The following is a 21876-nucleotide window of genomic DNA, read 5'->3' as shown; positions in this document are numbered from 1 at the left end:
TGGGCGCGGTCAGGCGGCGCCGAACACCACCGCGGCGTTGTTGCCGCCGAGGCCGAACGACTCCGTGACGGCGTAGCGGTAGTTCCCGCGGCGGGGCGCACCGGCGACGATGTCGAGGTCGATCTCGGGGTCGGGCTCGCTGAGATTCAGTGTGGGCGGAATTATTCCGTCGCGCAGCGCCTGCACGGTCAGCACCGCCTCGATGGCGCCGGCGGCTCCCAGCGAGTTACCCAGCGCCGCCTTCGGCGCGTACACCGCCGGCGCGTGGTCGCCCAGCGCCCGGCGAATGGCGCGCGCCTCGGCCACGTCGCCGAAGGTGGTGCCGGCGGCATGCGCGTTGACATGATCGATGTCGGCCGGCGTCAACCCGGCCAGCTCGACCGCGCGGATGATCGCGTGCCCGGCCCGCTCGCCTGTCGGGTTGGGCTGCACGATGTCGTATCCATCCGAGGTGACGGCCGCGCCCATCAGCCGGGCCAGGATCGGCGCGCCCCGCGCCTTGGCGTGCTCCTCGGTCTCGATGACCAGCAGCGCGCCGCCCTCGCCGAACACCATCCCGTCGCGCTGCGCGTCGAACGGGCGGCAGGCGCCCGGCGGGTCGTCGTTGTTGGTGGACAGGATGCCCAGCCGCCAGAACGCGGCGACCGGGACGGCCTCGACCACGGTCTCGATGCCGCCGCAGATCGCGATGTCGGCCTCGCCCAGGACGATGTGCTGCCAGGCCTGCGCTATCGCCGCCGTGCCCGACGCGTCGGCCATCACCGGCGACACCACACCCGCCTTGGCCTTGCGGTCCAGCCCGATCGCGGCGGCGGGCGCGTTGGGCATGTACTTCTGCACCGACAGCGGCGTGACCGCGCGCAGGCCCTTGACCTTCCAGATGTCGTACCAGTAGGGGATGTCTTCGGTGCTGCCCAGGCCCAGGCCGACCGACACCATCAGCCGGTTGACGTCGACTTCGGGCGACCCGGCCTGCTCCCACACCCGCCGGCCCAGCACAGCGGCCATCTTCTGCATGAATGCGAATCGGCGCAGTTCGATCCGGCTCAGATGCTCGTCGAAGTTCTCCCGCAGCGCGCCGCCGATCCGAACCGGCGAGTGGAACTCCGCGACGAACGGCTTGTCGAGCTCCCGGATCCCGCTGCGCCCCTGCAGCAGCTGCTGCCAGGTCTCCTCGGCGTCCGGGGCGATCGACGTGGTCGATGCCACCGCGGTGACGACGACGTCGGGAAAGCCCTCACCCGTTCTCAGCGCTGCCATGCTGGCCGCCGTTGTGTTGGGTGGAGCCGAACCGGTGTGATCCCGGAACCGGTTCCGAGGTGCTGAGGTACCGTTGCGAAAGTCATCGCACCCGAGATTATCGAGCGGCGGCGAGACGAGGCAATCGCCAACGGCAACATATTCGTGAATCGGCCACCGGGCGGTACCTACGCCGGGCGGTTGATCCCCGCCATCGCGGCGAAAACCTTGCAGACAGTGCAACTTTCTCGGCGGTCACGTGGGCTTCCGGTGCTCCGGCGTCGCCACCGCGCGAATGAAGTTGGCGGCGAAGGCATCACAGACGTCGTCGACGTCCGGCAGGGCGAGCCCGGGAACATCGGGGAAGGCGGGACGCATCAGCATGTGGATCAGGATCGGTCCCAGAAGGTTTTGGGTCAGCACGATTACCGGCTGATCGCGGATGCGTCCCGCGCGGATCTCGGCCTCGAACCACACCCCGAGCGTGCCGAACATCCGAGGTACCGCATAGCGGGCCAGCGACTGCACCGCGGTACTCGTCGGCCGCGAGAACGCCTCGGCGAACACCGCTGGTGTGACGCGGGGTTCACGGTTGAGCGCGTTGGCCACGGTGCGGTAGAAGCCGTGCACCGTGGCGTCGAAATCACCCTGCGCCCGGGCCAGGAACTCCTCGATGTCGCGAATGGGACTGAATTGATCGAACACCGCGCGCATGAGCTCGTCACGCCCCCCGAATGCGGCGTGCAAGCTGAACACCGAGCAGTCCGCGCGTTCGGCGATCGCCTCGAGTGTGGCTGCCGCCAAGCCGTTCTCACTGATCAGGGCCGCTGCAGCGGTCAGTGCCCGCAGGCGTACCGGCGGCCGGCCACCAGGATCGATGCCGGCGGCGCGAACTGCGGCATCCAGCGGGCTACGTGATCCGCCGAGTCTGCGCAGCAACGTGCTGCGGGAGATGCCGGCCTCGGCGGCAATGGCACTGACCGGAACCTCGGCGATGTCGCGGTTCAGGACTTCGGCGGCCCGCACCGCGGCCTCGATCAACTCCGGGGGCACGGGGGGATGGTCGACCACGATGGCGGCCCGGTCAGCGCTTGCTCTGCGCGACATCGGCGTCGTCGGTCTGGTCATCGGCGACGATCTCGACACCCTCGAGCCGCTTGTGCAGTCGCGCGACTCGGCGCAGCTGAGCGAATATGTTGAAGGAGCCCAACATCGGGAGTAGCCCGATGAACGTTCGAAACGAGGGGTTTCCGCCGTACATCTCTAGCTCGAACAGACAGCCGACGATGTAGAAGAATCCGGCGGAGAACAAGGTGGCGGGTACCGCATAGGCCAGCGGTGATCGGGCGTCGGCCACCAGTTCCTTCGCGTAGTCGAATTCGTCCTGGGTCAGCGGTTCCCGTTTGCGCAGTTTGGCCAGCACGGCCTTGTGGGCGCCCACTTTCTCGCCCAGCGGTGCCGGCGTTCGATTCTCCAGCCGCCCGATGTAGACGAACACGCATGCGGCGCAGGCCACCGCGGACACCGCCGCGACGACGGTGAGGAACCCCCAGGGTCCGGAAACCATGCTGCTTGTTCCTTTGCTTTCGTATCTCAGGTGTGCGTGCTGCCGGCGGTGGGCGACGACCGTGGCAGCGACCCGGGCGCCACCGGATCGTCGTCCTCCCACAGCAGTAATTGGCGGACCGCCTGGCGTGATCCGTAGGGCTGCAGCATCTGACTGGCGGGGCGCGGGCGCACCTTGAGCGGCCACCAGAACCATCGGCCGACCAGCGCGGCAATGGAGGGCGTCATGAACGAGCGCACGATCAGCGTATCGAACAGCAGGCCGAGAGCGATCGTGGTTCCGATCTGCCCAAGGATGCGCAGGTCTGCGAATATGAAAGAAGCCATGGTGGCCGCGAACACCAGACCGGCCGACGTCACCACTGCGCCGGAGCCGCCCATCGACCGGATGATGCCGGTCTTCAGGCCGGCACCGATCTCCTCCTTGAACCGCGAGATCAGCAACAGATTGTAGTCAGAACCGACCGCCAACAGCAGGATCACGGCCAGCGCCAACACAATCCAGTACAGCTGGATGCCGAGGATATCCTGCCAAATCAGCACGGAAAGTCCGAACGACGCACCCAGCGACAGGGCCACGGTGCCTACGATGACCAGCGCGGCGACGACGCTGCGGGTGATGGCCATCATCACCAGCAGAATGAGGCTGAGCGCAGCGATTCCGGCGATCATGAGGTCGTATTTGGCGCCGTCCTGGATGTCCTTGTAGGTGGCGGCGGTGCCGGCGAGGTAGATTTTGGATCCGGCCAGCGGGGTGCCCTTGACGGCCTCCTGCGCAGCGTGCCTGATCGCGGCGATGTGCGAAATGCCTTGGGGCGTAGCCGGATCGCCGTCATGGGTGATGATCATCCGGGCGGCCTTACCGTCCGGCGACAGGAACAACTTCAGGCCGCGCTGGAATTCGGGGTTGGTGAACGCTTCCGGCGGTAGATAAAACGAATCGTCGGTTTTCGACGCGTCATAAGCCTGACCGAGGGCGGTGGCGTTCTGCAATGCCTCTGCCGCTTGATTGTTCAGCCCCGAGGAGGTGGCGTAATTCGACATCGTCAGGTCGCGGTTGGTTTCCTGGCTCGCGATCTGCGGCGGTATCAGCGCGAGCAGCTTCGGTTGCAGCGCATCCAATTTCGCAATGCTGCTCGAGACGCTGCTCAGTTCGTCGGTCAGCGCGTCGATACCGTCGAGGGCATCGAACAACGACCGCAGCGTGGCGCAGATCGGTATGTCGTAACAGTGTTTCTCCCAATAGAAATAGCTGCGGATCGGCCGGAAGAAGTCGTCGAAATTAGCGATCTTGTCGCGCAGATCCTGGGCGATGGCAACCGTGCGCTGAAATGCCTTCGCCTGCTCGTCGGTGACGGCGCTGGACTGCTGCTGCAGCGCATACTGCTGCCGCAGAATGTCGATCGAGTTGTTGATCACCGCGACCTGCTTGAGCAGATCCGACGTCTGGGACTGCTGAAACGGGAGGTTATTGATCTGCGACGCGCTGCCCGCGCTGATCTGGAACGGGATCGAGGTGTGATCCAGCGGTGTACCCAATGGACGGGTGATCGATTGCACCTCCGCGATGCCGTCGGTATGGAAGATCGCCTTGGCGACCCGCTCGAGCAGGATCATGCTGGTGGAGTTGCGCAGGTCGTGGTCGGCTTCGATCATCAGCAGTTCGGGATTGAGCCGCGCTTGCGAAAAGTGGCGCTCGGCAGCGGCATAACCGACATTGGCCGGGGCGTTGGCCGGCATGTAGGGGCGGACGTCGTAGCTCGTCTTAAAGCCCGGCAGGGCGAGCAGACCGATGAGGGCGATGGCGAGCGTGACCAGCAGGATGGGGCCGGGCCAGCGCACGATGGACGTGCCGATCCGCCGCCACCGCTGCGTGTTCATCTGGCGGTTGGGCTCGAGCAAACCGAAATGCCGTCCGATGATCAGCATGGCGGGTGCCAGGGTCAGGGCTGCGAGCACCGCGATGAGGACCCCGGATGCCGCGGGGATGCCGAGGCTCTGGAAATACGGCAGCCGCGTGAAAGTCAGACAGAACACTGCGCCCGCGATCGTCAGGCCGGAGCCCAGGATGATGTGGGCGGTCCCGTGGTACATCGTCTCGAATGCCGAAACCCGGTCCTGCCCGGCGTATCTCGCCTCGTGAAAGCGGCCGAGGATGAAGATCGCGTAATCGGTGCCGGCGGCGATGACGAGCAGCGTCAACAGATTGGTCGAGTACGTCGAGAGTTCGATGATGCCGGCGTTGGCCAGCACCGCGACGACTCCGCGCGATGCGGTCAACTCGATCATGACAGTGAAAAGCACCAGCGCCGCGGTGCTGACCCGCCGGTAGATCCAGATCAGCATCACCAGGATCACCCCGATGGTGATCAGTGTGGTCTTGAGCGTCCCCTTGCCGCCTACTTCGAACTGGTCGGTGACCAGCGGCGCGGGACCGGTGACATAAGCTTTGACACCCGGCGGCGGTGTGGAGTGGTCGACGATGTTGCGCACCGAATCGACGGATTGGTTGGCCAACGACTCGCCCTGATTACCGGCGAGGTACACCTGCACCAATGCCGCCTTGCCGTCGGAACTCTGCGAGCCGGCGGCGGTCAGTGGGTCCCCCCAGAAATTCTGAATGTGCTGGACATGCTTGGTGTCTCGGGTGAGCTGGTCGACCAAGCCGTCGTAGTAGTGGTGTGCCTCGGCGCCCAGCGGCCGATCTCCTTCCAGCACGATCATCGCCGCGCTGTCGGAGTCGAACTCTCCGAAGACCTTGCCGATGCGTTTGCTGGCTTGCAGCGATGGCGCGTCGTGCGGACTCAGCGACACGTTATGCGCCTGGGCGACCTTCTCCAGCTGCGGCACAAAGACATTCGTGACCATGGCCACCGCGATCCAGAAGAATGCGATCAGGACGGCGAACCGGCGGATGAAATTCGGGACCGAATGTTGTCGCGAGCCGCTCTGAGTGCTCATCCGGACTTGTCCAGGCAGTAGGTGAAGGCGTGCAAGGTGTTCACCCTTCTCTCGTCCTTGACGTCGTTGTCGATCTTGATCCGGCAGCCGATCCAGTCGCGGTTGCCCTGAGCGGAGACGGAGACGAACACCGCCGGTTGGGTGGTGGTCGTATCGTAAGACCACGGCAGCATCACGGCGTCGGCGCGCTGAGGCTGGGCGTCCACGTCGAGATAAGTGATGGTTGCCTGTGTGTCGGGCGGACCGAAAACCTCGATGACCACGTGCTTGGGGTTGAACGGAGCCGAGTCGTCGCTGATGCCTTTAGGTGTCGACGTCACGTCTTGGGACGCGAAGATGCCGTGTAGGCGATATACCGTGAAGCCGGCCAGCGCGACGACTACCACGGTGACTACCAGCACCCAGCGTCGACCGAGTTTGCGTAACAACGAGAACCGCTGTGTCCTTGACGTTTTCAATGCATCAAGCTGGTGGCCCGTGGGTGGTGTTCCTGGCGAAGCCGGCCCGGGGGGCTCGTAATTGGCGACGTTCATCGCTTCAGTCGGCAACGCCGACGGCTGGGACGGCGAACCGGCCCATTTGTTTTTCCGTGAAGGCGTAGGGGCTGTGCCTGTTCCTGGCCAGCACGTTGGGAGCCGCCACCCCGAGCGCCGCGACGCTCACCGTATAGGCGATGCCCTTAGCCCAATCAGCCTTTGCCACAGGATCTTCCGCCTTCAGTGCGGCGAAGTAGGCCAAGCCGATGGGGGTGTGCAAGAAGATCGATGCCAAGAAGCCGGGGCTGTACCTGGATCGCGAAAGCACCGGGAAGACGACGCCGTGTCCGACCGCTTGCGCCATTCCGAACAGCACCGGTCCAATGCCCAGCCACTTCACTTTGGGGAACAACACGGGCAGCGCGTAGAACGGGTAGGCAACGGCGGTGTTGATGCACATCGCGGTCTGGGTGTTCAGCGGATAGTTCCGGGGCTGGTCGCTGTTGAACAGTCCGCGGTTGAACTGTCCGGGGAAGTAGCCCGGGTCTTCGTACTCCTCATACTGGTGCGCGAGTAGCGCGATGCCGTTAAATGCCGAGAGCGCGCGCAGATTCGTCATCCGGCCGCGGGAGGCCAACGCGAGTGCGCCGCCGGCGGCCATGCCGATCACCGCACCCACCCGTGGCCAGTTCCGGCGATATTGCTCCAGCGTGTTCATGACGCGGCCTCCTGGTCACCTCGTGCCGCCGGCGCGGGTGGCATAACGGCTTATGCAACATGCAGTACCGTATCACGCGGTGGGAGGACCTGACCCGCTACTGTCCGAAATATGCACGGGAAACGCGTTCGGTGCGGGCCGTCGGTCGACCAACGGGAGTCGGGGCCGGTTAGTCCTTGGCGAGAGTGAACTGGGCGATATCCGTGTAGCCCTCACGGAACAGGTCGGCGCAACCGGTCAGGTACTTCATGTACCGGTCGTAAACCTCCTCGGACTGCACGGCGATGGCCTCGTCGCGACGAGACTCCAGAGTGGCGGCCCAGATGTCCAGGGTGCGTGCGTAGTGCATGCGCAACTGCTGCACTCGCTTTACCGAGAACCCGGCGGCCTCCGCATGGTCCACCACGGCTTGCGCGGCCGGCAGATCGCCACCAGGGAATATCTCTTCCATGATGAACTTGATGAACCGCAGCTTGGTCATGGTGACGGGCAGTTCACGCTCGCTGAACTCTTCCCCGCTGGGCTGGATGATCGTGTGCAACAGCATCACGCCGTCATCGGGAAGCGCCGCGTAGGCCATCTTGAAGAAGTCGGTGTAGCGGTCACGGCCGAAGTGCTCGAACGCCCCGATCGAGACGATGCGATCCACGCTCTCGTCGAACCGCTCCCAGCCCTGCAGCAACACCCGCTTGCTACGTGAACTGGGATGCTCCTCGAGCAACCGCTGGGTGTGCGCTTGCTGATTGCGGCTCAGTGTCAAACCCACCACGTTCACGTCATAGCGGTCGAGCGCCCGCGCGAGGGTGGCGCCCCAGCCACAGCCGATGTCCAGCAACGTCATACCGGGCTCCAAGCCGAGCTTGCCCAGCGAGAGGTCGATCTTGGCTAGCTGGGCTTCCTCGAGTGACATGTCGTCGCGCTCGAAGTAAGCGCAGCTGTAGGTCTGCGACGGATCGAGGAAGATCCGGAAGAATTCGTCGGAAAGGTCGTAATGTGCCTGAACATCGTCGAAATGCGGCTTCAGTTGCTCAGTATTTGATTGCTTTTCGGGCATCGCAACAACTTTCCGTTTTTTGTTTGATTAGCGCGGTTCAGCGGCGCTTCGCCAGGCATAGGTCGGTCAGCGCAGACCAGTCGGCCCACCTTACCGGTGCTGGGCCGATTCCCCCGAAAGCCGCAGGTTGTCCGTCCGTTTCCGCGTCGACCGCCTTCGCGCCGCCGGTCTTCGCGCCGCCGGTCTTCGCGCCGAACGTCACGCTGGCGTGACTTGTGTCGCCGGGCGTCACGCCAGCGTGACACCCGGTGGGGGCATCTCGCCGCACGGGTTTCTCCCCGCACGTCAAGCCGGCGTGCTGCTTCATGGGGGTTTGTGGACTGTTCACCACCGCTAAAGTGCCCACTGGCCGCGACCGTGAAACTCTCCTACCCCATGTCACAGCCATTTATCGGCAGCGAAGCCGTTGCCAATGGGGACGTCACCAAGACCGAGCTGCGGGCGCGGTACAAGAAGTTACTTCGTGACGTGTACGTCGGCCCGTACGTCGAGATGACGCCCGAGCTCAGGGCCAGAGCGGTGTGGCTGTGGTCACGACGGCGGGGCACCGTTGCCGGCTTGACTGCCAGCGCGGTGCACGGTGCCGAATGGGTTGCGCCCGACGCGCCCTTGGAGATACTGCACACCAACCGAAACTCGTTGCCGGGCTTACAGGTTCGTGGCGATCACATCGAAGCCGACGAGATCGCCCGGATCGACGGGATGCCGGTGACGATTCCGGCGCGAACAGTCCTCGACTTGGGCTGCTGGTATCCGACGGACGACGCGGTCGTTGCAATCGACGCCTTGCTGGCATCTGTCGACGTGAAGATCAGTGAGGTCGAGGCACTGGCCGGGCGCTATAGCGGCCGGCGTGGGATCCGCAACGCGCGGATCGCTTTCGACCTGGCCGATGGTGGTTCGCAATCGCCGAAGGAAACTTTGCTACGACTGCTGCTGATCCGGGCCGGTTTCCCGCGTCCACAGACGCAGATCGCCGTGAGTGACGGACTCGGAGACGAGTTCGCCCACCTGGATATGGGATGGGAAAACGTGCAGGTTGCCGTCGAATACGACGGTGAACAACATCGAACCAACAGGTGGCGGTACACGTGGGATATCCAGCGGCAAGAAAAGATTCAGCGATGCGGCTGGATTGTGGTCCGGGTCGTGGCGGGGGATCGGCCGGCCGTCATCATTCGGCGGGTCGCTGCCGCGCGGGCCAGCTGTGGCTGCACCGACCGGTTGCGGGGTGTTGCGCTGGCGTGACGGTCGGTGTCGAGTGTTGCGCTGGGGTGATGTTGGGCGAGGTGGGGTGGTTGGGGGTGTACCGACCGGTTGCGGGGTGTTGCGCTGGCGTGACGGTCGGTGTCGAGTGTTGCGCTGGGGTGATGTCGGGCGAGGTGGGCTGGTTGGGGGTGTACCGACCGGTTGCGGGCTGTTGCGCTGGCGTGACGGTCGGTGTCGAGTGTTGCGCTGGGGTGATGCTGGGCGAGGTGGGGTGGTTGGGGGTGTACCGACCGGTTGCGGGCTGTTGCGCTGGCGTGACGGTCGGTGTCGAGTGTTGCGCTGGGGTGATGTTGGGCGAGGTGGGGTGGTTGGGGGTGCACCGACCGGTTGCGGGGTGTTGCGCTGGCGTGACGGTCGGTGTCGAGTGTTGCGCTGGGGTGACGCTCGGCGAGAAGAGAATGGAAAGGGGAACGGGAAAGGGGTACCGGCGAGATGGGACCGGGGTCGGCCGGGGCGAACTGCGGCTAGGCCGGCACCAGCTCGACGCCGGAGAGCACCACTGCATTGTCGCGTGCCGGCGCGACGACCCCGGCCAGGAATCGGCCGGACTCCTTCCAGACGTTGACCTGCAGCGTCTCGCCGGGGAACGCCACACCCGCGAAGCGGGCGCCGTAGGCCTGGACGGCGGCGGCGTCGCCGTCCAGCAACGCGTCGACGATCGCTTTGCAGGTCATGCCGTAGGTGCATAGACCGTGCAGAATCGGCCTGGGAAAACCTGCTGCAGCAGCGAATTCGGGATCCGAGTGCAGCGGGTTGCGGTCGCCGCACAGGCGATACAACAGCGCCTGCTGCGGCAGCAGCGGCACTGACAGCTCCAGATCCGGGGCCCGGTCCGGCGCGGCATCAGACCCCGACGGGCCGCGATCGCCGCCGAATCCGCCTTCGCCGCGGGCAAAGATCGACCGCTTCTGCGTCCACAGCAGCTCACCGGACGGGTCGGTAACCGTCGTCTCGCTCCAGATCACCGCGGCCTTGCCCTTGTCCCAGATGTCGGTGAACCGGGTAACTGCATTGGCTGAGCCCGAAGGGGGCAGCGGCGCAGGCACTTCCACTCGCTCGGAGGCATGCAGCACTTTGGCCAACTCGATGTCGATGCCGGGGAACTGGACGGTCGGCGGCGCCGTCATGTGAAAGCTGGCCGCCACGTTGCCGAAGGTCGGCAGCACCTGCGGGGTGTCGTCGACCAGATAGCGCAGCTCGCGCGGGTCCATCGGATCCGCGCCGGCACCCAGACCCAGGTGATACAGCTGGATATCGCTACTGGTCCAAGAGAATTCGATGGGCTCCAACTCGGCGGCCAGCGCGACGTCGACGTCGATCGGCATGTCAGTTCTCTCCCGCGATGTGCAGCGCTGCCAAGTAACCGAAGGTCATGGCCGGACCGATGGTGCCGCCCGGCCCCGGGTAAGTGTGGCCCATCACCGGCGCGCTGACATTGCCTGCGGCGTAAAGACCTTCGATGACGCTGCCGTCGTCGCGCAGGGCACGCGCGTGCACGTCGGTGCGGATGCCGCCCTTGGTGCCCAGGTCACCGGGGACCATCTTGGCCGCATAGTACGGTGCGTGGCTGATCTCACCGAGGTTCGGGTTGGGCTTGTTGGTCGGGTCGCCGTAGTACTTGTCGTAGGCGCTCTCGCCGCGGTGGAAGTCCTCGTCCACGCCGGAGCGGGCGAAGCCGTTGAACCGCGCGACGGTCCGGGTGAATTCGTCGACCGGCAGGCCGGCTTTGGTGGCCAGCTCCTCGATGGTGTCGGCCGTGATGATGACGCCGGACTCCAGCCACTTGCGCGGAATACGTTGCCCCGGTTGCAGTCCGGCGAAAATGTAGCGGTCGCGGTATTGCTGGTCGAACACCAGCCAGGCCGGAATGTTCTCGGCTGGCCCGGGGCCCTGGCCGTGCTCGCCGCCGTACATCTTGTGACCGGCTTCGACGTAGGGCAGCGATTCGTTCATGAACCGCTTGCCGGACATGTTGACCATGATCGCGCCGGGTGAGTTGCGCTCGGACAGAGCGATCCACGGCGCACCGACCAGCGGCACTGTGGGGATCCACCAGGCGTCTTCCATGAATTCCAATGCGGCGCCCAGCTTTTCGCCGGCCACGATGCCGTCGCCGGTGTTGGCCTGCGCGCCGACGGTCCAGTCGGCGGTGATGGGTGCGCGCTGGTACTTCACCCGCATCTGCTCGTTGCGCTCGAATCCGCCCGAGGCCAGGATGACCCCGCGCCGGGCCCGGATCAGCCGCGGCTCGTCAGACTCGGCCGATCCAGAATCGCGCACGTAAACTCCGCGCACCACGCCGTCCTCGACATAGAGGTCGGTCAGGGCGGTGTTGAGCACCACCGGAACACCGACGCGCTGCAGCCCGATTCGCAACGGAGCGATCAGCGCACGGCCCATGCCGACCAGGTTCTTGCCGGTCGACTTGGCCCACATGGTGCGGGCGCCGACCTTCAGGCTGCGCAGCACTCCCCGCGGGTGTCGCTTCAACAAGTTGAGCCGCACGTAGTCTTGCTGCATCACAACGACATTGAGCGGCACCTTGCCGTAGGCAGGCTCCAGCCCCGCCTCGTCGGGGCCCAGCTTGCGGGCGTTGAACGGTTTCGGCTCGATGGACCGGCCCTCGGCCCGGCCGCCCGGCGCCTCCGGGTAGTAGTCGGAGTAGCGCGGCACCCAGCACATCTTCAACGGTGTGTGCTCGAGGACGAAGGACAGCATCTCCGGTCCGCGCTGCAGATAGGTGTCGATGCGCTCCGGCTCCACGACGTCGCCGATGATGCCGTGCAGGTACCTGCGCGCCGCTTCGGGTGTGTCCTTGACCCCGGCCCGCTGCAGGACCTCGTTGTTGGGAATCCAGACGCCGCCGCCCGAGCGGGCGGTGGAGCCGCCGAAGTGTGCGGCCTTCTCGATGACTACTGTCGAGAGGCCGCGGTGCGCTGCGGTGAGAGCAGCCACCATGCCGGCGGCGCCGCTGCCAACCACGACGACGTCGTACTCCTGTGCTGTCATGTAGAACACGTTATAGAATTGCCCCGGTCGGGCGCTACTGGCCCGGTCACAAGCGCGAAGGGAATTCGGTAAATGCTCGATGTTGCGACCCGCGACGAGCTGGCTGCCGACCTGGCGGAGGCCGAGCGCAACCGGACCGGCATCGCCCCGTTGACGTCCCTCCACCCCGAGATCGACGTCGTCGACGCCTACGAGATCCAGCTGATCAACATCCGGCAACGGGTGGCCGAGGGCGCCCGCGTGGTGGGGCACAAGGTGGGTCTGTCGTCGAAGGTGATGCAGCAGATGATGGGCGTCGACGAGCCGGACTACGGGCATTTGCTCGACGAGATGCAGGTGTTCGAGGACGTCCCAGTCAAGACGGCCCGCTACCTGCTGCCCCGGGTCGAGGTCGAGGTGGGATTCATCCTGGGCGACGACCTGCCCGGCGCGGGCTGCACCGAAGCCGACGTGCTGGCCGCGACCGAGGCCGTGGTCCCGTCGATCGAGTTGATCGACACCCGCATCAGGGACTGGAAGATCGCGCTGTGCGACACCATCGCCGACAACGCTTCCTCGGCAGGCTTCGTGCTGGGCGCGGCACGGGTGGCGCCGGCCGACATCGACGTCACCGCGATCGACGCGAAGCTGACCCGCAATGGCGAGCTGATCGCCGAGGGCCGCAGCGACGCGGTGCTGGGGAATCCGGCGACCGCGGTGGCCTGGCTGTCCCGCAAGGTGGAAAGCTTCGGGGTGCGGTTGAAAAAAGGTGACATCGTATTACCCGGATCGTGCACCTTCGCGGTCGACGTGCATGCCGGCGACGAGTTCGTCGCGGACTTCGCGGGCCTGGGTCCGGTCCGGCTGTCATTCGAATAATTCGAATAAGAGGAGCGATCTCATGCCGGTTAAGGCATCTGTGGCCATCGTCGGGTCGGGCAACATCAGCACCGACCTGCTCTACAAGCTGCTGCGCTCGGACTGGCTGGAGCCGCGCTGGATGGTGGGCATCGACCCGGACAGCGAAGGCCTAGCGCGGGCCCGCAAGCTCGGGTTGGAGACCAGCCACAAGGGCGCCGACTGGCTGCTGGAGCAGTCCGAGAAGCCCGACCTGGTGTTCGAGGCGACCAGCGCCTACGTGCACCGCGACGCCGCACCCAAGTACGAGGCGGCGGGCATCCGCGCCATCGACCTGACCCCGGCCGCGGTGGGTCCGGCGGTGATCCCGCCGGCGAACCTGCGCGAACACCTCGACGCCCCGAACGTCAACATGATCACCTGCGGTGGCCAAGCCACCATCCCGATCGTCTACGCGGTGAGCCGCGTGGTGCAGGTGCCGTACGCGGAGATCGTCGCCTCCGTCGCCTCGGTCTCGGCGGGGCCGGGTACCCGCGCCAACATCGACGAGTTCACCAAGACCACGTCGCGCGGCGTACAAACCATCGGCGGTGCCGCCCGCGGCAAAGCGATCATCATCCTCAACCCGGCCGACCCGCCGATGATCATGCGCGACACCATCTTCTGCGCCATCCCCGAGGACGCCGACCACGACGCGATCGCCAAGTCCATCAAAGAGGTGGTGGCCGAGGTTCAGACATATGTGCCCGGCTACCGGCTGCTCAACGAGCCGCAGTTCGACGAGCCCTCGGTGGTCAACGGCGGTAACCACCTGGTGACGACGTTCGTCGAGGTGGAAGGCGCCGGGGACTACCTGCCGCCCTACGCGGGGAACCTGGACATCATGACCGCGGCCGCCACCAAGGTGGGCGAGGAGATCGCCAAGGAGACACTGGCCGTGACGGGAGGCGCGCAGGCATGAGTACCGACATCTTCTTCGACGCGGCCTGGGACATCCGGATCACCGACACGTCGTTGCGGGACGGGTCGCACCACAAGCGGCACCAGTTCACCAAGGACGAGGTGCGGGCGATCGTCACGGCGCTGGACGCCGCCGGGGTGCCGGTGATCGAGGTGACGCACGGCGACGGCCTGGGCGGCTCCAGCTTCAACTACGGCTTCTCCAAGACCCCCGAGCAGGAACTGATCAAGCTGGCCGCCGAGACCGCGACCGAGGCCAAGATCGCCTTCCTGATGCTGCCCGGGGTCGGCACCAAGGAAGACATCAAAGAGGCCCAGGACAACGGTGGATCGATCTGCCGCATCGCCACCCACTGCACCGAGGCCGACGTCTCCATCCAGCACTTCGGGCTGGCCCGCGAACTCGGTCTGGAGACCGTCGGCTTCCTGATGATGTCGCACACCATCCCGCCGGAGAAGCTGGCCGCCCAGGCGCGCATCATGGCCGACGCCGGCTGTCAGTGCGTCTACGTCGTCGACTCGGCGGGTGCCTTGGTGCTCGACGGCGTCGCCGACCGGGTGTCGGCGCTGGTCGCCGAGCTCGGCGACGACGCCCAGGTGGGCTTCCACGGACACGAGAACCTCGGACTCGGGGTAGCCAACTCGGTGGAGGCGGTCCGCGCCGGCGCCAAGCAGATCGACGGCAGCGTGCGCCGGTTCGGCGCCGGGGCCGGCAACGCGCCCGTCGAGGCGCTGATCGGGGTGTTCGACAAGATCGGCGTCAAGACCGGCATCGACTTCTTCGACATCGCCGATGCCGCCGAGGATGTGGTGCGCCCGGCCATGCCGGCCGAATGCCTGCTGGACCGCAACGCGCTGATCATGGGCTACTCGGGCGTCTACTCCAGCTTCCTCAAGCACGCCGTGCGCCAGTCGGAGCGCTACGGCGTACCGGCCCACCAGTTGCTGCACCGGGCCGGGCAGCGCAAGCTGATCGGCGGTCAGGAAGACCAACTCATCGACATTGCGCTGGAGATCAAACGCGAGCAGGAAAGCGGCGCAACCCCCAGGTGAGTTCGGCGGCCGGCTGACGCGGTTTCCCGGTGAGGCCAGACCGCTCACAGCGATGCCGGCTTCGGCGCGCGTAGCCTCGAAATACCAGCAGCTTGCACCGGTAGAAGGGGTATTCCGATGGCGATTTCGAGGACTGCCGGCCTGGTTGTCGGCGGCATGCTGAGCGCAGTCGCAGCGATGACCATCGCGTTGCCGGTCGCCGGCGCCGAACCGTGCAACACCACGTTCGGCCAGACCGCGTCCCAACAGGTCCAGGGCTACCTGGACCGCCATCCCGACGTGAAGGCACAACTGCAAGCCAAGGCAGGGTCGGGCACCAACGTGATCGACTACCTCAACCGGCACCCGGATGTCCGGCAGGCGCTGATCACCCTGGCCAACGAATGCACGTCGTGAATTGCGCTGCGATCGCAGCCCGGCGCGAGCAGAATAGCGGCCCAGCAAAATAGCGATATATAAATACCTGACGTCGCAGTAACCTCTATTGATGATCAAGATCCCGAGTATTGCCGCGCTGCTGGCCGGTGTTGCTGCTACGGCAGTGATCGCCGCGCCCGTGTCCAATGCCGCACCCCCGTGCACCACCGTTGGGCAAACTGCTATCCAAGAGGCGATGGCCTACTTGGACCGCCACCCGGACGTGAAGGCTACGATCACCGCGCGCGCCGCGAACAACGGCCTTTCCGTGGTCGACTTCCTGAATCAGCACCCCGACGTGCGGCACACGCTGGTCGACGGGGCCAACACCTGCATGCCGTGAGGTGAGCGGGCTTCGTCCCGAGGCCGCGCCTACGACGCGCGGAAATGTTAGCGGTTGACTCAAAACAGGAACACGTTCTAGCGTCGATGTCGTGTCCGACCCACGCGTCTCCGAGCCCTTGACCGCCGCAATCGCGGAAGCCGAGAAATTGGTGGCCGCAGCTCCATTCATCGAGACCGAAGCCGACCTATTGGAAGGGCTGCAGTACCTGGCCGGCTGCGTGTCCGCCTGCATCCATCTGGCGTTCGACTACGACCGCGACCACCCTTTCCTGCAGTCGGGCACCGGGCCGTTCACCAAAATGGGCCTGGACAACCCCGACACCCTCTACTTCGGCACCCGCGTGCACGCCGACCGCGATTACGTGGTCCGGGGAGTGCGCGGCACCACCACCGACCTGAGCTTCCAACTGCTCGGCGGCGAGTACACCGACGACAACGTGCCGGCCAGCCAGGCCGCGTTCGACGACCGCGAACTCGACATCGCCCCCGACGGCAGCTTCGAGTGGCGCTTCCGGCCGACCGCTCCGGGGCAACTGGTGATGCGCGAGGTGTACGGCGACTGGTCCGCCCGGCGCGGCACGCTGACCATCCAACGGTTGGACACCGCCGGCACCGCGCCGCCGCCGCTGACCCGCGCGACGATCGAAAAACGTTATGTCACAGCCGGAAAGCAATTGATCAACCGGGTCAAGACCTGGCTGCAGTTCCCGCAGTGGTTCTACCTAGACCTCCCGGTCAACACGATGGTGCCGCCGCGGCTCACCCCGGGTGGGCTGGCGACGCAGTACTCCTCGGTGGGTCACTTCGACCTGCGCCCGGACCAGGCGCTGGTGATCACGGTGCCGGTCAGCGATGCGCCCTACCTCGGCTTCCAGCTGGGCAGCCTGTGGTACATCTCGCTGGACTACATCAACCACCAGACGTCGCTGAACAACACCCAGGCACAGCCGGATCCGGATGGCAAGGCGCGCATCGTCGTCAGCGACCAGAACCCGGGCGTGACCAATTGGGTTGAGACACTGGGTCATCGACGTGGTTTTCTACAGTTCCGCTGGCAACGGGTGTCCCGGCAGCTCACCGAGGCCGACGGCCCCACCGTCGAACTGGTGGACATCGACGCGGTGCCCGCGGCGCTGCCGTACTTCGACCACAACAAGATCTCCGACGACGACTGGCGGGCGCGAATTGCGCTGCGCCAGATCCAAATTGCGGCAAGGATGCTGGGATGACGAAGCTGCTCGACGGCAAGGTGGTGGTGATCAGCGGGGTGGGTCCCGGCCTGGGCACCACCTTGGCGCGCCGGTGCGCGACCGAAGGCGCCGACCTGGTGCTGGCGGCGCGCAGCGCCGACCGCCTGGACGACGTCGCCAAGCAGGTCGTCGATCTGGGCCGCAAAGCGGTGCCGGTGCCCACCGACATCACCGACGACGACCAGGTGAACAACCTCGTCGACGCCGCCTTGGAGGCGTTCGGCAAAATCGACGTGCTGATCAACAACGCCTTCCGGGTGCCGTCGATGAAACCGTTGGCCGGCACCACCTTCCAGCACATCCGGGACGCCATCGAGCTCAGCGCGCTGGGCGCGCTGCGGCTGATCCAGGGCTTCACCCCGGTATTGGCGCAGACGCACGGCTCGGTGGTCAACGTCAACTCGATGGTGATCAGACACTCGCAAGCCAAGTACGGCGCCTACAAGATGGCCAAGTCGGCGCTGCTGGCCATGTCGCAGTCCCTGGCCACCGAGCTCGGCGAGCAGGGCATCCGGGTCAATTCCGTTGCGCCCGGCTATATCTGGGGTGACACGTTGCAGGGCTACTTCAATCACCAGGCCGGCAAGTACGGCACCACCGCCGAGCAGATCTACCAGGCCACCGCGGCCAACTCCGACCTCAAGCGGCTGCCCACCGAAGACGAGGTGGCTTCGGCGATCCTGTTCATGGCCAGCGATCTGTCCAGCGGCATCACCGGGCAGACCCTGGACGTCAACTGCGGGGAGTACCACGCCTGATGAGCCCCGAACGCACTGACGTCGGCACCGTCGAAGAACTGCACGCGTCGGCGACCAAGCTGACCGGGCTGGACGATTTCGGCACCGACGACGACAACTACCGGGAAGCGCTCGGCGTCCTGCTGGACGCCTATCGGCGCGAGGCCGACCTGACAGTGTTGGGCAGCAAGATGAATCGGTTCTTCCTGCGCGGCGCGCTGGTGGCCCGGCTGCTGTCCGAATCCGCGTGGAAGCAGCACCCGGCGTACGCCGACGTACCGATCCAGCGGCCGATCTTCGTGACGGGCCTGGTGCGCACCGGGACGACCGTGCTGCACCGGCTGCTGGGCGCCGACCCGGCGGCCCAAGGCCTGCACATGTGGCTGGCCGAGTTCCCGCAGCCGCGACCGCCGCGCGAAACCTGGGACTCGAACCCGTTGTACCGCAGGCTCGATGACCAGTTCAACCAGCACCACGCCGACAACCCCGGCTACACCGGTCTGCACTTCATGGCCGCCTACGAGCTCGAGGAGTGCTGGCAGTTGCTGCGCCAGTCGGTGCACTCGGTGTCCTACGAGACGCTGGCGCACGTGCCGAGCTACGCGAAGTGGCTATCTGAGCAGGATTGGACGCCGTCCTACCAACGGCATCGCCGCAACCTACAGCTGATCGGGATGAACGACACCGACAAGCGCTGGGTGCTCAAGAACCCCAGCCACCTGTTCGCGCTGGATGCGCTGATGGCGACTTACCCTGACGCACTGGTGATTCAGACCCACCGGCCGGTGGAGACGATCATGGCCTCGATGTGCTCGCTGGCCCAGCACACCGCCGAAGGCTGGTCGAAGGCGTTCACCCCGGAGCAGATCGGTACCGACTCGATGGACACCTGGTCGCGCGGGCTGGAGCGGTTCAACACCGCCCGCGCCAACTACGACTCGGCGCAGTTCTACGACGTCGACTACCAGGACCTGGTCGCCGACCCGCTCGGCACGGTGGCCGACATCTACCGCCACTTCGGGTTGACGCTGACCGACGAGGCGCGAAAGGCCATGGAAGCCAGCCACTCCGAGAGCCAGCAGGGTGAGCGCGCGCCGAAACACAAGTACTCGCTGGCCGACTACGGGCTGACCGCCGAGCAGGTCAAGGAGCGCTTCGCCGGCTTGTGAGGCACGTCAGCTGGACTTCTTGCCCAAGAGTTCGGGTAGGTGCTTCGGGCAGTAATCGTCGATGCTGGCCCCGACGAAGTAGCCGGCGTGGTAGGCGGTCATCCCAGCCTTGTCGACCATTTCAGCCGCCATCTCCTTGGGCGACTTGCCGCTGTCCAGGTTGTCACAGACGGCATGAGCTGCCTGGATCGCGTAGTCGTCCGGTACGTGGTCGGTGATGCCCTCAGAGCGCAGCGTAGAGAGGAATTTGGCATCGTTGGCGTCGGCGTGAGCGGCCGAGACCGACGCCAGGGGTCCGAGCAACCCGAACGCCACGGCTATGAGAAGGCGCTTCCGCATGAGAGATACCTCCTGAAAAAGCTTTGGTGTTGTTGCGCTTTGGTGCTGTTGCGCTGCAACGACGCAGCATCGCGTAGCGGATGGGTAACCCTCTACTACGGGCATCACACTGCTCGCCGGAGAAGTTCACATGAAATGTAGACAGAGTTCACCGACGATTGTCCGGTGCTCGCAGACTCGGCTTCGCTGTCAGTCTTCCGCGCTGCGGTCGAGGTAGCCTTCGGCCACCGCGTGCTCGATGCTGTCGGACAGCCGCGGGCACGATCTGGTTCGCGCCGTGTCACCGCCGGCGGCACGCACCTGCGCGAAGTGAGCACACCGCTGCGATGCCTCGGTATTCCACTGCACCGCCGTGTGCCCCGGCCCGAGCCGCCGCACGTTCACCGTGACGTGGCAGAACCGGCAGTCCACCGGCTGCAGACCCGCGGTCAGGTAGCGTTCCCGGTCGGCGCGGCTGGCTTCGGCCACCGACGCGGCGCGCTGTGGATCATTGCTGAAATCCCTTGACTTCGACCACGATCCGGACCCGTCGTTGCTGGTGGGCTCCTCGTCGTGGTCGTGCTGATCGCCGTGCAGCAGCAGCATCGACCGCGCCAGGCGATCGACGTCGGGCACCTCCGGACGATCGTCAGCCATGGCGACTAGTGCTGCTCGGCGGGAACTTCGTCGGACACCGCTTCGGCCTCCCTGGCCTTCATGTTCTCGGCCACCTCGGCGTTCCAGAACTCGTTGGCGCGGGAGGTGTCGACCTCGATCTCATAGCGCTCCACCATTTCTGGGGTGATATCGGCGACGTCGACGTAGAACTGCTGATACCAGCGGCGCATCTGGTAGACGGCGCCGTCCTCCTCGACCAGCAGCGGGTTGTCGATCCGGGTCTTGTGCTTCCAGATCTCCACGTCCTGCAGGAAGCCCTTGCTGACCCCCTCGGTGAACACCCGCGACAGCTTGTCGGTCATCTTTTCGTCCATGCCCTTGGGCTTTTCGACGATCACACCCCACTGCAGCACGAACGAATCCTGCGTGACCGGGTAGTGGCAGTTGATCAGGATCGACTCGGCCTTGTAACCGCCGTAGCTGTTGTGCAGCCAGTTGATCATGAACGACGGTCCGAAGTAGGACGCCTCCGAATCCAGGTGCGCCTCACCGTAAGACGTGCCCAGGTCGTCGACGTCGGGCCGGCCCACATTGTGCAGGTACTGCGAGGCGATGTGACCCTCGAAGACGTTCTTGAAGTACGTCGGCAACCCGAAATGGATGTAGAAGAAGTGCGCCATGTCGGTGACGTTGTCGATGATGTCGCGGCAGTTGGATCCCTCGATGAGGATGCGGTTCCACCGCCACTCGGTCCACTCGTCGCTGTGCGCCTCGGGAATCTCGGGAATGCGGACTGCCGGGTCGGGCGGATTGCCCTCGTGGTCGTGCCAGACGAACAGCAGGCCACCGCGCACGTCGGTGGTCCAGGCCCGGGTGCGGGCCCGCTTGGGGGTGCGCTTGGCATACGGCACCAGCTTGCAGCGACCGTCGCCGCCCCAGCGCCAGTCATGGAACGGGCAGGCCACCTCGTCGCCCTTGACGGTGCCCATGGACAGGTCGCCGCCCATGTGCCGGCAGTAGCCGTCGAGAACCTTGATGTCGCCCTGTGAGTCGGCGAACACCACCAGCTTGGTGCCGAACGCCTGAACCGAATGCGGTTTGCCGTCCTGAAAGTCCTTCGCGACGCCCAGGCAGTGCCAGCCGCGCGCGTAGCGGGTCGGCAGGTCGCCGGCATCGATCTCCCGGACGCCGACGTCGCTTGTGTCGGTAGTCATCCGCTGTCACCTCCAGATTGGGCTGCTAACTAGAACACGTTACAGTTTTGGGGCGGGAGAGCGCAACGACGGTGACCCTAACCACGGCATATGCATGGTGCGGTATATGGCTACGGTATATCTAGAACATGCCGCTGTTCAGTTTCGAGGGTCGCGCGCCGAAGGTCGATCCCACCGCGTTCGTGGCCCCGACGGCGACCCTGATCGGTGACGTCACCGTCGAAGCGGGCGCGTCGGTCTGGTTCAACGCGGTACTGCGCGGTGACTATGCGCCGGTAGTCGTTCGCGAGGGCGCGAACGTCCAGGATGGGTCGGTGCTGCACGCGCCGCCCGGTATCCCCGTCGACATCGGTCCTGGCGCCACGGTCGCACACCTGTGCGTCATTCACGGCGCCCACATCGGCTCGGAGGCCCTGATCGCCAACCATGCCACGGTGCTGGACGGCGCCGTGATCGGCGCTCGCTGCATGGTGGCAGCGGGGTCGCTGGTCGTCGGGGGCACCCAGGTACCGCCGGGGATGCTGGTGACCGGCACCCCGGCAAAGGTCAAGGGGCCCATTGAGGGAACCGGCGCCGAAATGTGGGTCAACGTCAACCCGCAGGCTTATCGTGATCTGGCACAGCGGCACATCGCCGGGTTGAAACCGGTTTAGGGTTACGCCGACG

The 21876-nt window shown here is 65.5% G+C and carries 22 protein-coding genes; 10 read left to right on the top strand and 12 right to left on the bottom strand.

What is annotated here, in order from left to right:
• Nucleotides 1–9: 9 nt before the first annotated feature.
• The 7 genes from MKCMC460_RS27865 to MKCMC460_RS27835 all read right to left on the bottom strand — a co-directional run bounded on the left by MKCMC460_RS27865 (nt 10) and on the right by MKCMC460_RS27835 (nt 8014).
• Nucleotides 10–1260: a KasA/KasB family beta-ketoacyl-ACP synthase gene (locus MKCMC460_RS27865; RefSeq protein ID WP_238305108.1), complete on the bottom strand. Its 1251-nt coding sequence runs from the start codon at nt 1258–1260 to the stop codon at nt 10–12.
• Nucleotides 1261–1494: 234 nt separating this feature from the next.
• A complete protein-coding gene (locus MKCMC460_RS27860) occupies nt 1495–2292 on the bottom strand; it encodes a TetR/AcrR family transcriptional regulator (RefSeq protein WP_238306054.1) in 798 nt (265 codons plus the stop codon).
• A 31-nt stretch (nt 2293–2323) separates the two neighbouring features.
• On the bottom strand, nt 2324–2806 hold the full coding sequence (locus MKCMC460_RS27855; RefSeq protein ID WP_236978406.1) for a hypothetical protein: 483 nt from the start codon (nt 2804–2806) through the stop codon (nt 2324–2326).
• A gap of 26 nt (nt 2807–2832) precedes the next feature.
• Nucleotides 2833–5766, bottom strand: coding sequence for an RND family transporter (locus MKCMC460_RS27850; RefSeq protein WP_238305106.1), 2934 nt, complete (start codon nt 5764–5766; stop codon nt 2833–2835).
• Nucleotides 5763–6224, bottom strand: coding sequence for an MmpS family transport accessory protein (locus MKCMC460_RS27845; protein ID WP_238305105.1), 462 nt, complete (start codon nt 6222–6224; stop codon nt 5763–5765). The genes MKCMC460_RS27850 and MKCMC460_RS27845 overlap by 4 nt, the downstream gene beginning before the upstream one ends.
• Nucleotides 6225–6303: 79 nt before the next feature.
• The gene (locus MKCMC460_RS27840) at nt 6304–6960 is read right to left on the bottom strand and encodes an HXXEE domain-containing protein (RefSeq protein ID WP_238305104.1); all 657 of its coding nucleotides are present in this window, start codon (nt 6958–6960) and stop codon (nt 6304–6306) included.
• Between the two features lie 169 nt (nt 6961–7129).
• Entirely contained in the window at nt 7130–8014 is an 885-nt protein-coding gene (locus tag MKCMC460_RS27835; RefSeq protein WP_238305103.1) for a cyclopropane mycolic acid synthase family methyltransferase, read from the bottom strand.
• Between the two features lie 375 nt (nt 8015–8389).
• On the opposite strand from MKCMC460_RS27835, the gene MKCMC460_RS27830 reads away from it, so the two are divergent.
• Entirely contained in the window at nt 8390–9262 is an 873-nt protein-coding gene (locus MKCMC460_RS27830) for a hypothetical protein (protein WP_236978403.1), read from the top strand.
• 485 nt (nt 9263–9747) lie between these two features.
• Here the strand turns inward: MKCMC460_RS27830 and MKCMC460_RS27825 are convergent, their stop codons facing one another.
• A complete protein-coding gene (locus MKCMC460_RS27825; protein ID WP_236978395.1) occupies nt 9748–10608 on the bottom strand; it encodes a MaoC/PaaZ C-terminal domain-containing protein in 861 nt (286 codons plus the stop codon).
• Between the two features lies 1 nt (nt 10609).
• Nucleotides 10610–12292 (bottom strand): 3-oxosteroid 1-dehydrogenase, encoded by a 1683-nt coding sequence (gene kstD / locus MKCMC460_RS27820; protein ID WP_236978393.1) that lies wholly within the window; start codon nt 12290–12292, stop codon nt 10610–10612.
• A gap of 72 nt (nt 12293–12364) precedes the next feature.
• On the opposite strand from kstD, the gene MKCMC460_RS27815 reads away from it, so the two are divergent.
• The 8 genes from MKCMC460_RS27815 (at nt 12365) to MKCMC460_RS27780 (ending at nt 19060) form a co-directional block, all read left to right on the top strand.
• Complete coding sequence (locus MKCMC460_RS27815; protein WP_236978391.1) at nt 12365–13150, top strand: 2-keto-4-pentenoate hydratase; 786 nt, start codon at nt 12365–12367, stop codon at nt 13148–13150.
• 22 nt (nt 13151–13172) lie between these two features.
• Complete coding sequence (locus MKCMC460_RS27810; protein WP_236978389.1) at nt 13173–14090, top strand: acetaldehyde dehydrogenase (acetylating); 918 nt, start codon at nt 13173–13175, stop codon at nt 14088–14090.
• Nucleotides 14087–15142 (top strand): 4-hydroxy-2-oxovalerate aldolase, encoded by a 1056-nt coding sequence (gene dmpG / locus MKCMC460_RS27805; protein ID WP_236978388.1) that lies wholly within the window; start codon nt 14087–14089, stop codon nt 15140–15142. The genes MKCMC460_RS27810 and dmpG overlap by 4 nt, the downstream gene beginning before the upstream one ends.
• 117 nt (nt 15143–15259) lie before the next feature.
• Nucleotides 15260–15538, top strand: coding sequence for a hypothetical protein (locus tag MKCMC460_RS27800; RefSeq protein WP_236978385.1), 279 nt, complete (start codon nt 15260–15262; stop codon nt 15536–15538).
• A gap of 91 nt (nt 15539–15629) precedes the next feature.
• Nucleotides 15630–15902 (top strand): hypothetical protein, encoded by a 273-nt coding sequence (locus tag MKCMC460_RS27795; RefSeq protein ID WP_236978383.1) that lies wholly within the window; start codon nt 15630–15632, stop codon nt 15900–15902.
• Between the two features lie 91 nt (nt 15903–15993).
• Nucleotides 15994–17133, top strand: a complete 1140-nt coding sequence (locus tag MKCMC460_RS27790) for a hypothetical protein (RefSeq protein WP_236978382.1) — start codon at nt 15994–15996, stop codon at nt 17131–17133.
• Nucleotides 17130–17912: an SDR family oxidoreductase gene (locus tag MKCMC460_RS27785; protein ID WP_236978380.1), complete on the top strand. Its 783-nt coding sequence runs from the start codon at nt 17130–17132 to the stop codon at nt 17910–17912. Before MKCMC460_RS27790 ends, MKCMC460_RS27785 begins: the two co-directional genes overlap by 4 nt.
• The gene (locus MKCMC460_RS27780; protein WP_236978379.1) at nt 17912–19060 is read left to right on the top strand and encodes a sulfotransferase; all 1149 of its coding nucleotides are present in this window, start codon (nt 17912–17914) and stop codon (nt 19058–19060) included. Before MKCMC460_RS27785 ends, MKCMC460_RS27780 begins: the two co-directional genes overlap by 1 nt.
• 6 nt (nt 19061–19066) lie before the next feature.
• Here the strand turns inward: MKCMC460_RS27780 and MKCMC460_RS27775 are convergent, their stop codons facing one another.
• The 3 genes from MKCMC460_RS27775 to MKCMC460_RS27765 all read right to left on the bottom strand — a co-directional run bounded on the left by MKCMC460_RS27775 (nt 19067) and on the right by MKCMC460_RS27765 (nt 21210).
• Nucleotides 19067–19399 (bottom strand): DUF732 domain-containing protein, encoded by a 333-nt coding sequence (locus MKCMC460_RS27775; RefSeq protein WP_236978377.1) that lies wholly within the window; start codon nt 19397–19399, stop codon nt 19067–19069.
• Nucleotides 19400–19588: 189 nt separating this feature from the next.
• Nucleotides 19589–20035, bottom strand: coding sequence for a hypothetical protein (locus MKCMC460_RS27770; RefSeq protein WP_236978375.1), 447 nt, complete (start codon nt 20033–20035; stop codon nt 19589–19591).
• Nucleotides 20036–20040: 5 nt separating this feature from the next.
• Nucleotides 20041–21210, bottom strand: a complete 1170-nt coding sequence (locus MKCMC460_RS27765) for a Rieske 2Fe-2S domain-containing protein (RefSeq protein WP_236978372.1) — start codon at nt 21208–21210, stop codon at nt 20041–20043.
• A gap of 128 nt (nt 21211–21338) precedes the next feature.
• Here MKCMC460_RS27765 and MKCMC460_RS27760 point away from each other — a divergent pair, with 128 nt between their 5' ends.
• A complete protein-coding gene (locus MKCMC460_RS27760) occupies nt 21339–21863 on the top strand; it encodes a gamma carbonic anhydrase family protein (protein ID WP_236978371.1) in 525 nt (174 codons plus the stop codon).
• Nucleotides 21864–21876 lie beyond the last annotated feature (13 nt).

It is taken from the genome of Mycobacterium sp. 20KCMC460, assembly GCF_022179425.1.
Lineage (GTDB): Bacteria > Actinomycetota > Actinomycetes > Mycobacteriales > Mycobacteriaceae > Mycobacterium > Mycobacterium kiyosense.
The sequence above is the reverse complement of the archived record's forward strand: the minus strand, read 5'-3'. Positions and strand labels throughout refer to the sequence as shown.

What these genes read in the sequence shown, in the direction of transcription:
- MKCMC460_RS27775 (WP_236978377.1), bottom strand. Translation starts at nt 19,399, where the DNA reads ATGCGGAAGCGCCTTCTCATAGCCGTGGCGTTCGGGTTGCTCGGACCC.
- MKCMC460_RS27800 (WP_236978385.1), top strand. Translation starts at nt 15,260, where the DNA reads ATGGCGATTTCGAGGACTGCCGGCCTGGTTGTCGGCGGCATGCTGAGC.
- dmpG (WP_236978388.1), top strand. Translation starts at nt 14,087, where the DNA reads ATGAGTACCGACATCTTCTTCGACGCGGCCTGGGACATCCGGATCACC.
- kstD (WP_236978393.1), bottom strand. Translation starts at nt 12,292, where the DNA reads ATGACAGCACAGGAGTACGACGTCGTCGTGGTTGGCAGCGGCGCCGCC.
- MKCMC460_RS27865 (WP_238305108.1), bottom strand. Translation starts at nt 1,260, where the DNA reads ATGGCAGCGCTGAGAACGGGTGAGGGCTTTCCCGACGTCGTCGTCACC.
- MKCMC460_RS27770 (WP_236978375.1), bottom strand. Translation starts at nt 20,035, where the DNA reads ATGGCTGACGATCGTCCGGAGGTGCCCGACGTCGATCGCCTGGCGCGG.
- MKCMC460_RS27810 (WP_236978389.1), top strand. Translation starts at nt 13,173, where the DNA reads ATGCCGGTTAAGGCATCTGTGGCCATCGTCGGGTCGGGCAACATCAGC.
- MKCMC460_RS27780 (WP_236978379.1), top strand. Translation starts at nt 17,912, where the DNA reads ATGAGCCCCGAACGCACTGACGTCGGCACCGTCGAAGAACTGCACGCG.
- MKCMC460_RS27840 (WP_238305104.1), bottom strand. Translation starts at nt 6,960, where the DNA reads ATGAACACGCTGGAGCAATATCGCCGGAACTGGCCACGGGTGGGTGCG.
- MKCMC460_RS27835 (WP_238305103.1), bottom strand. Translation starts at nt 8,014, where the DNA reads ATGCCCGAAAAGCAATCAAATACTGAGCAACTGAAGCCGCATTTCGAC.
- MKCMC460_RS27830 (WP_236978403.1), top strand. Translation starts at nt 8,390, where the DNA reads ATGTCACAGCCATTTATCGGCAGCGAAGCCGTTGCCAATGGGGACGTC.
- MKCMC460_RS27765 (WP_236978372.1), bottom strand. Translation starts at nt 21,210, where the DNA reads ATGACTACCGACACAAGCGACGTCGGCGTCCGGGAGATCGATGCCGGC.
- MKCMC460_RS27815 (WP_236978391.1), top strand. Translation starts at nt 12,365, where the DNA reads ATGCTCGATGTTGCGACCCGCGACGAGCTGGCTGCCGACCTGGCGGAG.
- MKCMC460_RS27825 (WP_236978395.1), bottom strand. Translation starts at nt 10,608, where the DNA reads ATGCCGATCGACGTCGACGTCGCGCTGGCCGCCGAGTTGGAGCCCATC.
- MKCMC460_RS27795 (WP_236978383.1), top strand. Translation starts at nt 15,630, where the DNA reads ATGATCAAGATCCCGAGTATTGCCGCGCTGCTGGCCGGTGTTGCTGCT.
- MKCMC460_RS27785 (WP_236978380.1), top strand. Translation starts at nt 17,130, where the DNA reads ATGACGAAGCTGCTCGACGGCAAGGTGGTGGTGATCAGCGGGGTGGGT.
- MKCMC460_RS27855 (WP_236978406.1), bottom strand. Translation starts at nt 2,806, where the DNA reads ATGGTTTCCGGACCCTGGGGGTTCCTCACCGTCGTCGCGGCGGTGTCC.
- MKCMC460_RS27850 (WP_238305106.1), bottom strand. Translation starts at nt 5,766, where the DNA reads ATGAGCACTCAGAGCGGCTCGCGACAACATTCGGTCCCGAATTTCATC.
- MKCMC460_RS27760 (WP_236978371.1), top strand. Translation starts at nt 21,339, where the DNA reads ATGCCGCTGTTCAGTTTCGAGGGTCGCGCGCCGAAGGTCGATCCCACC.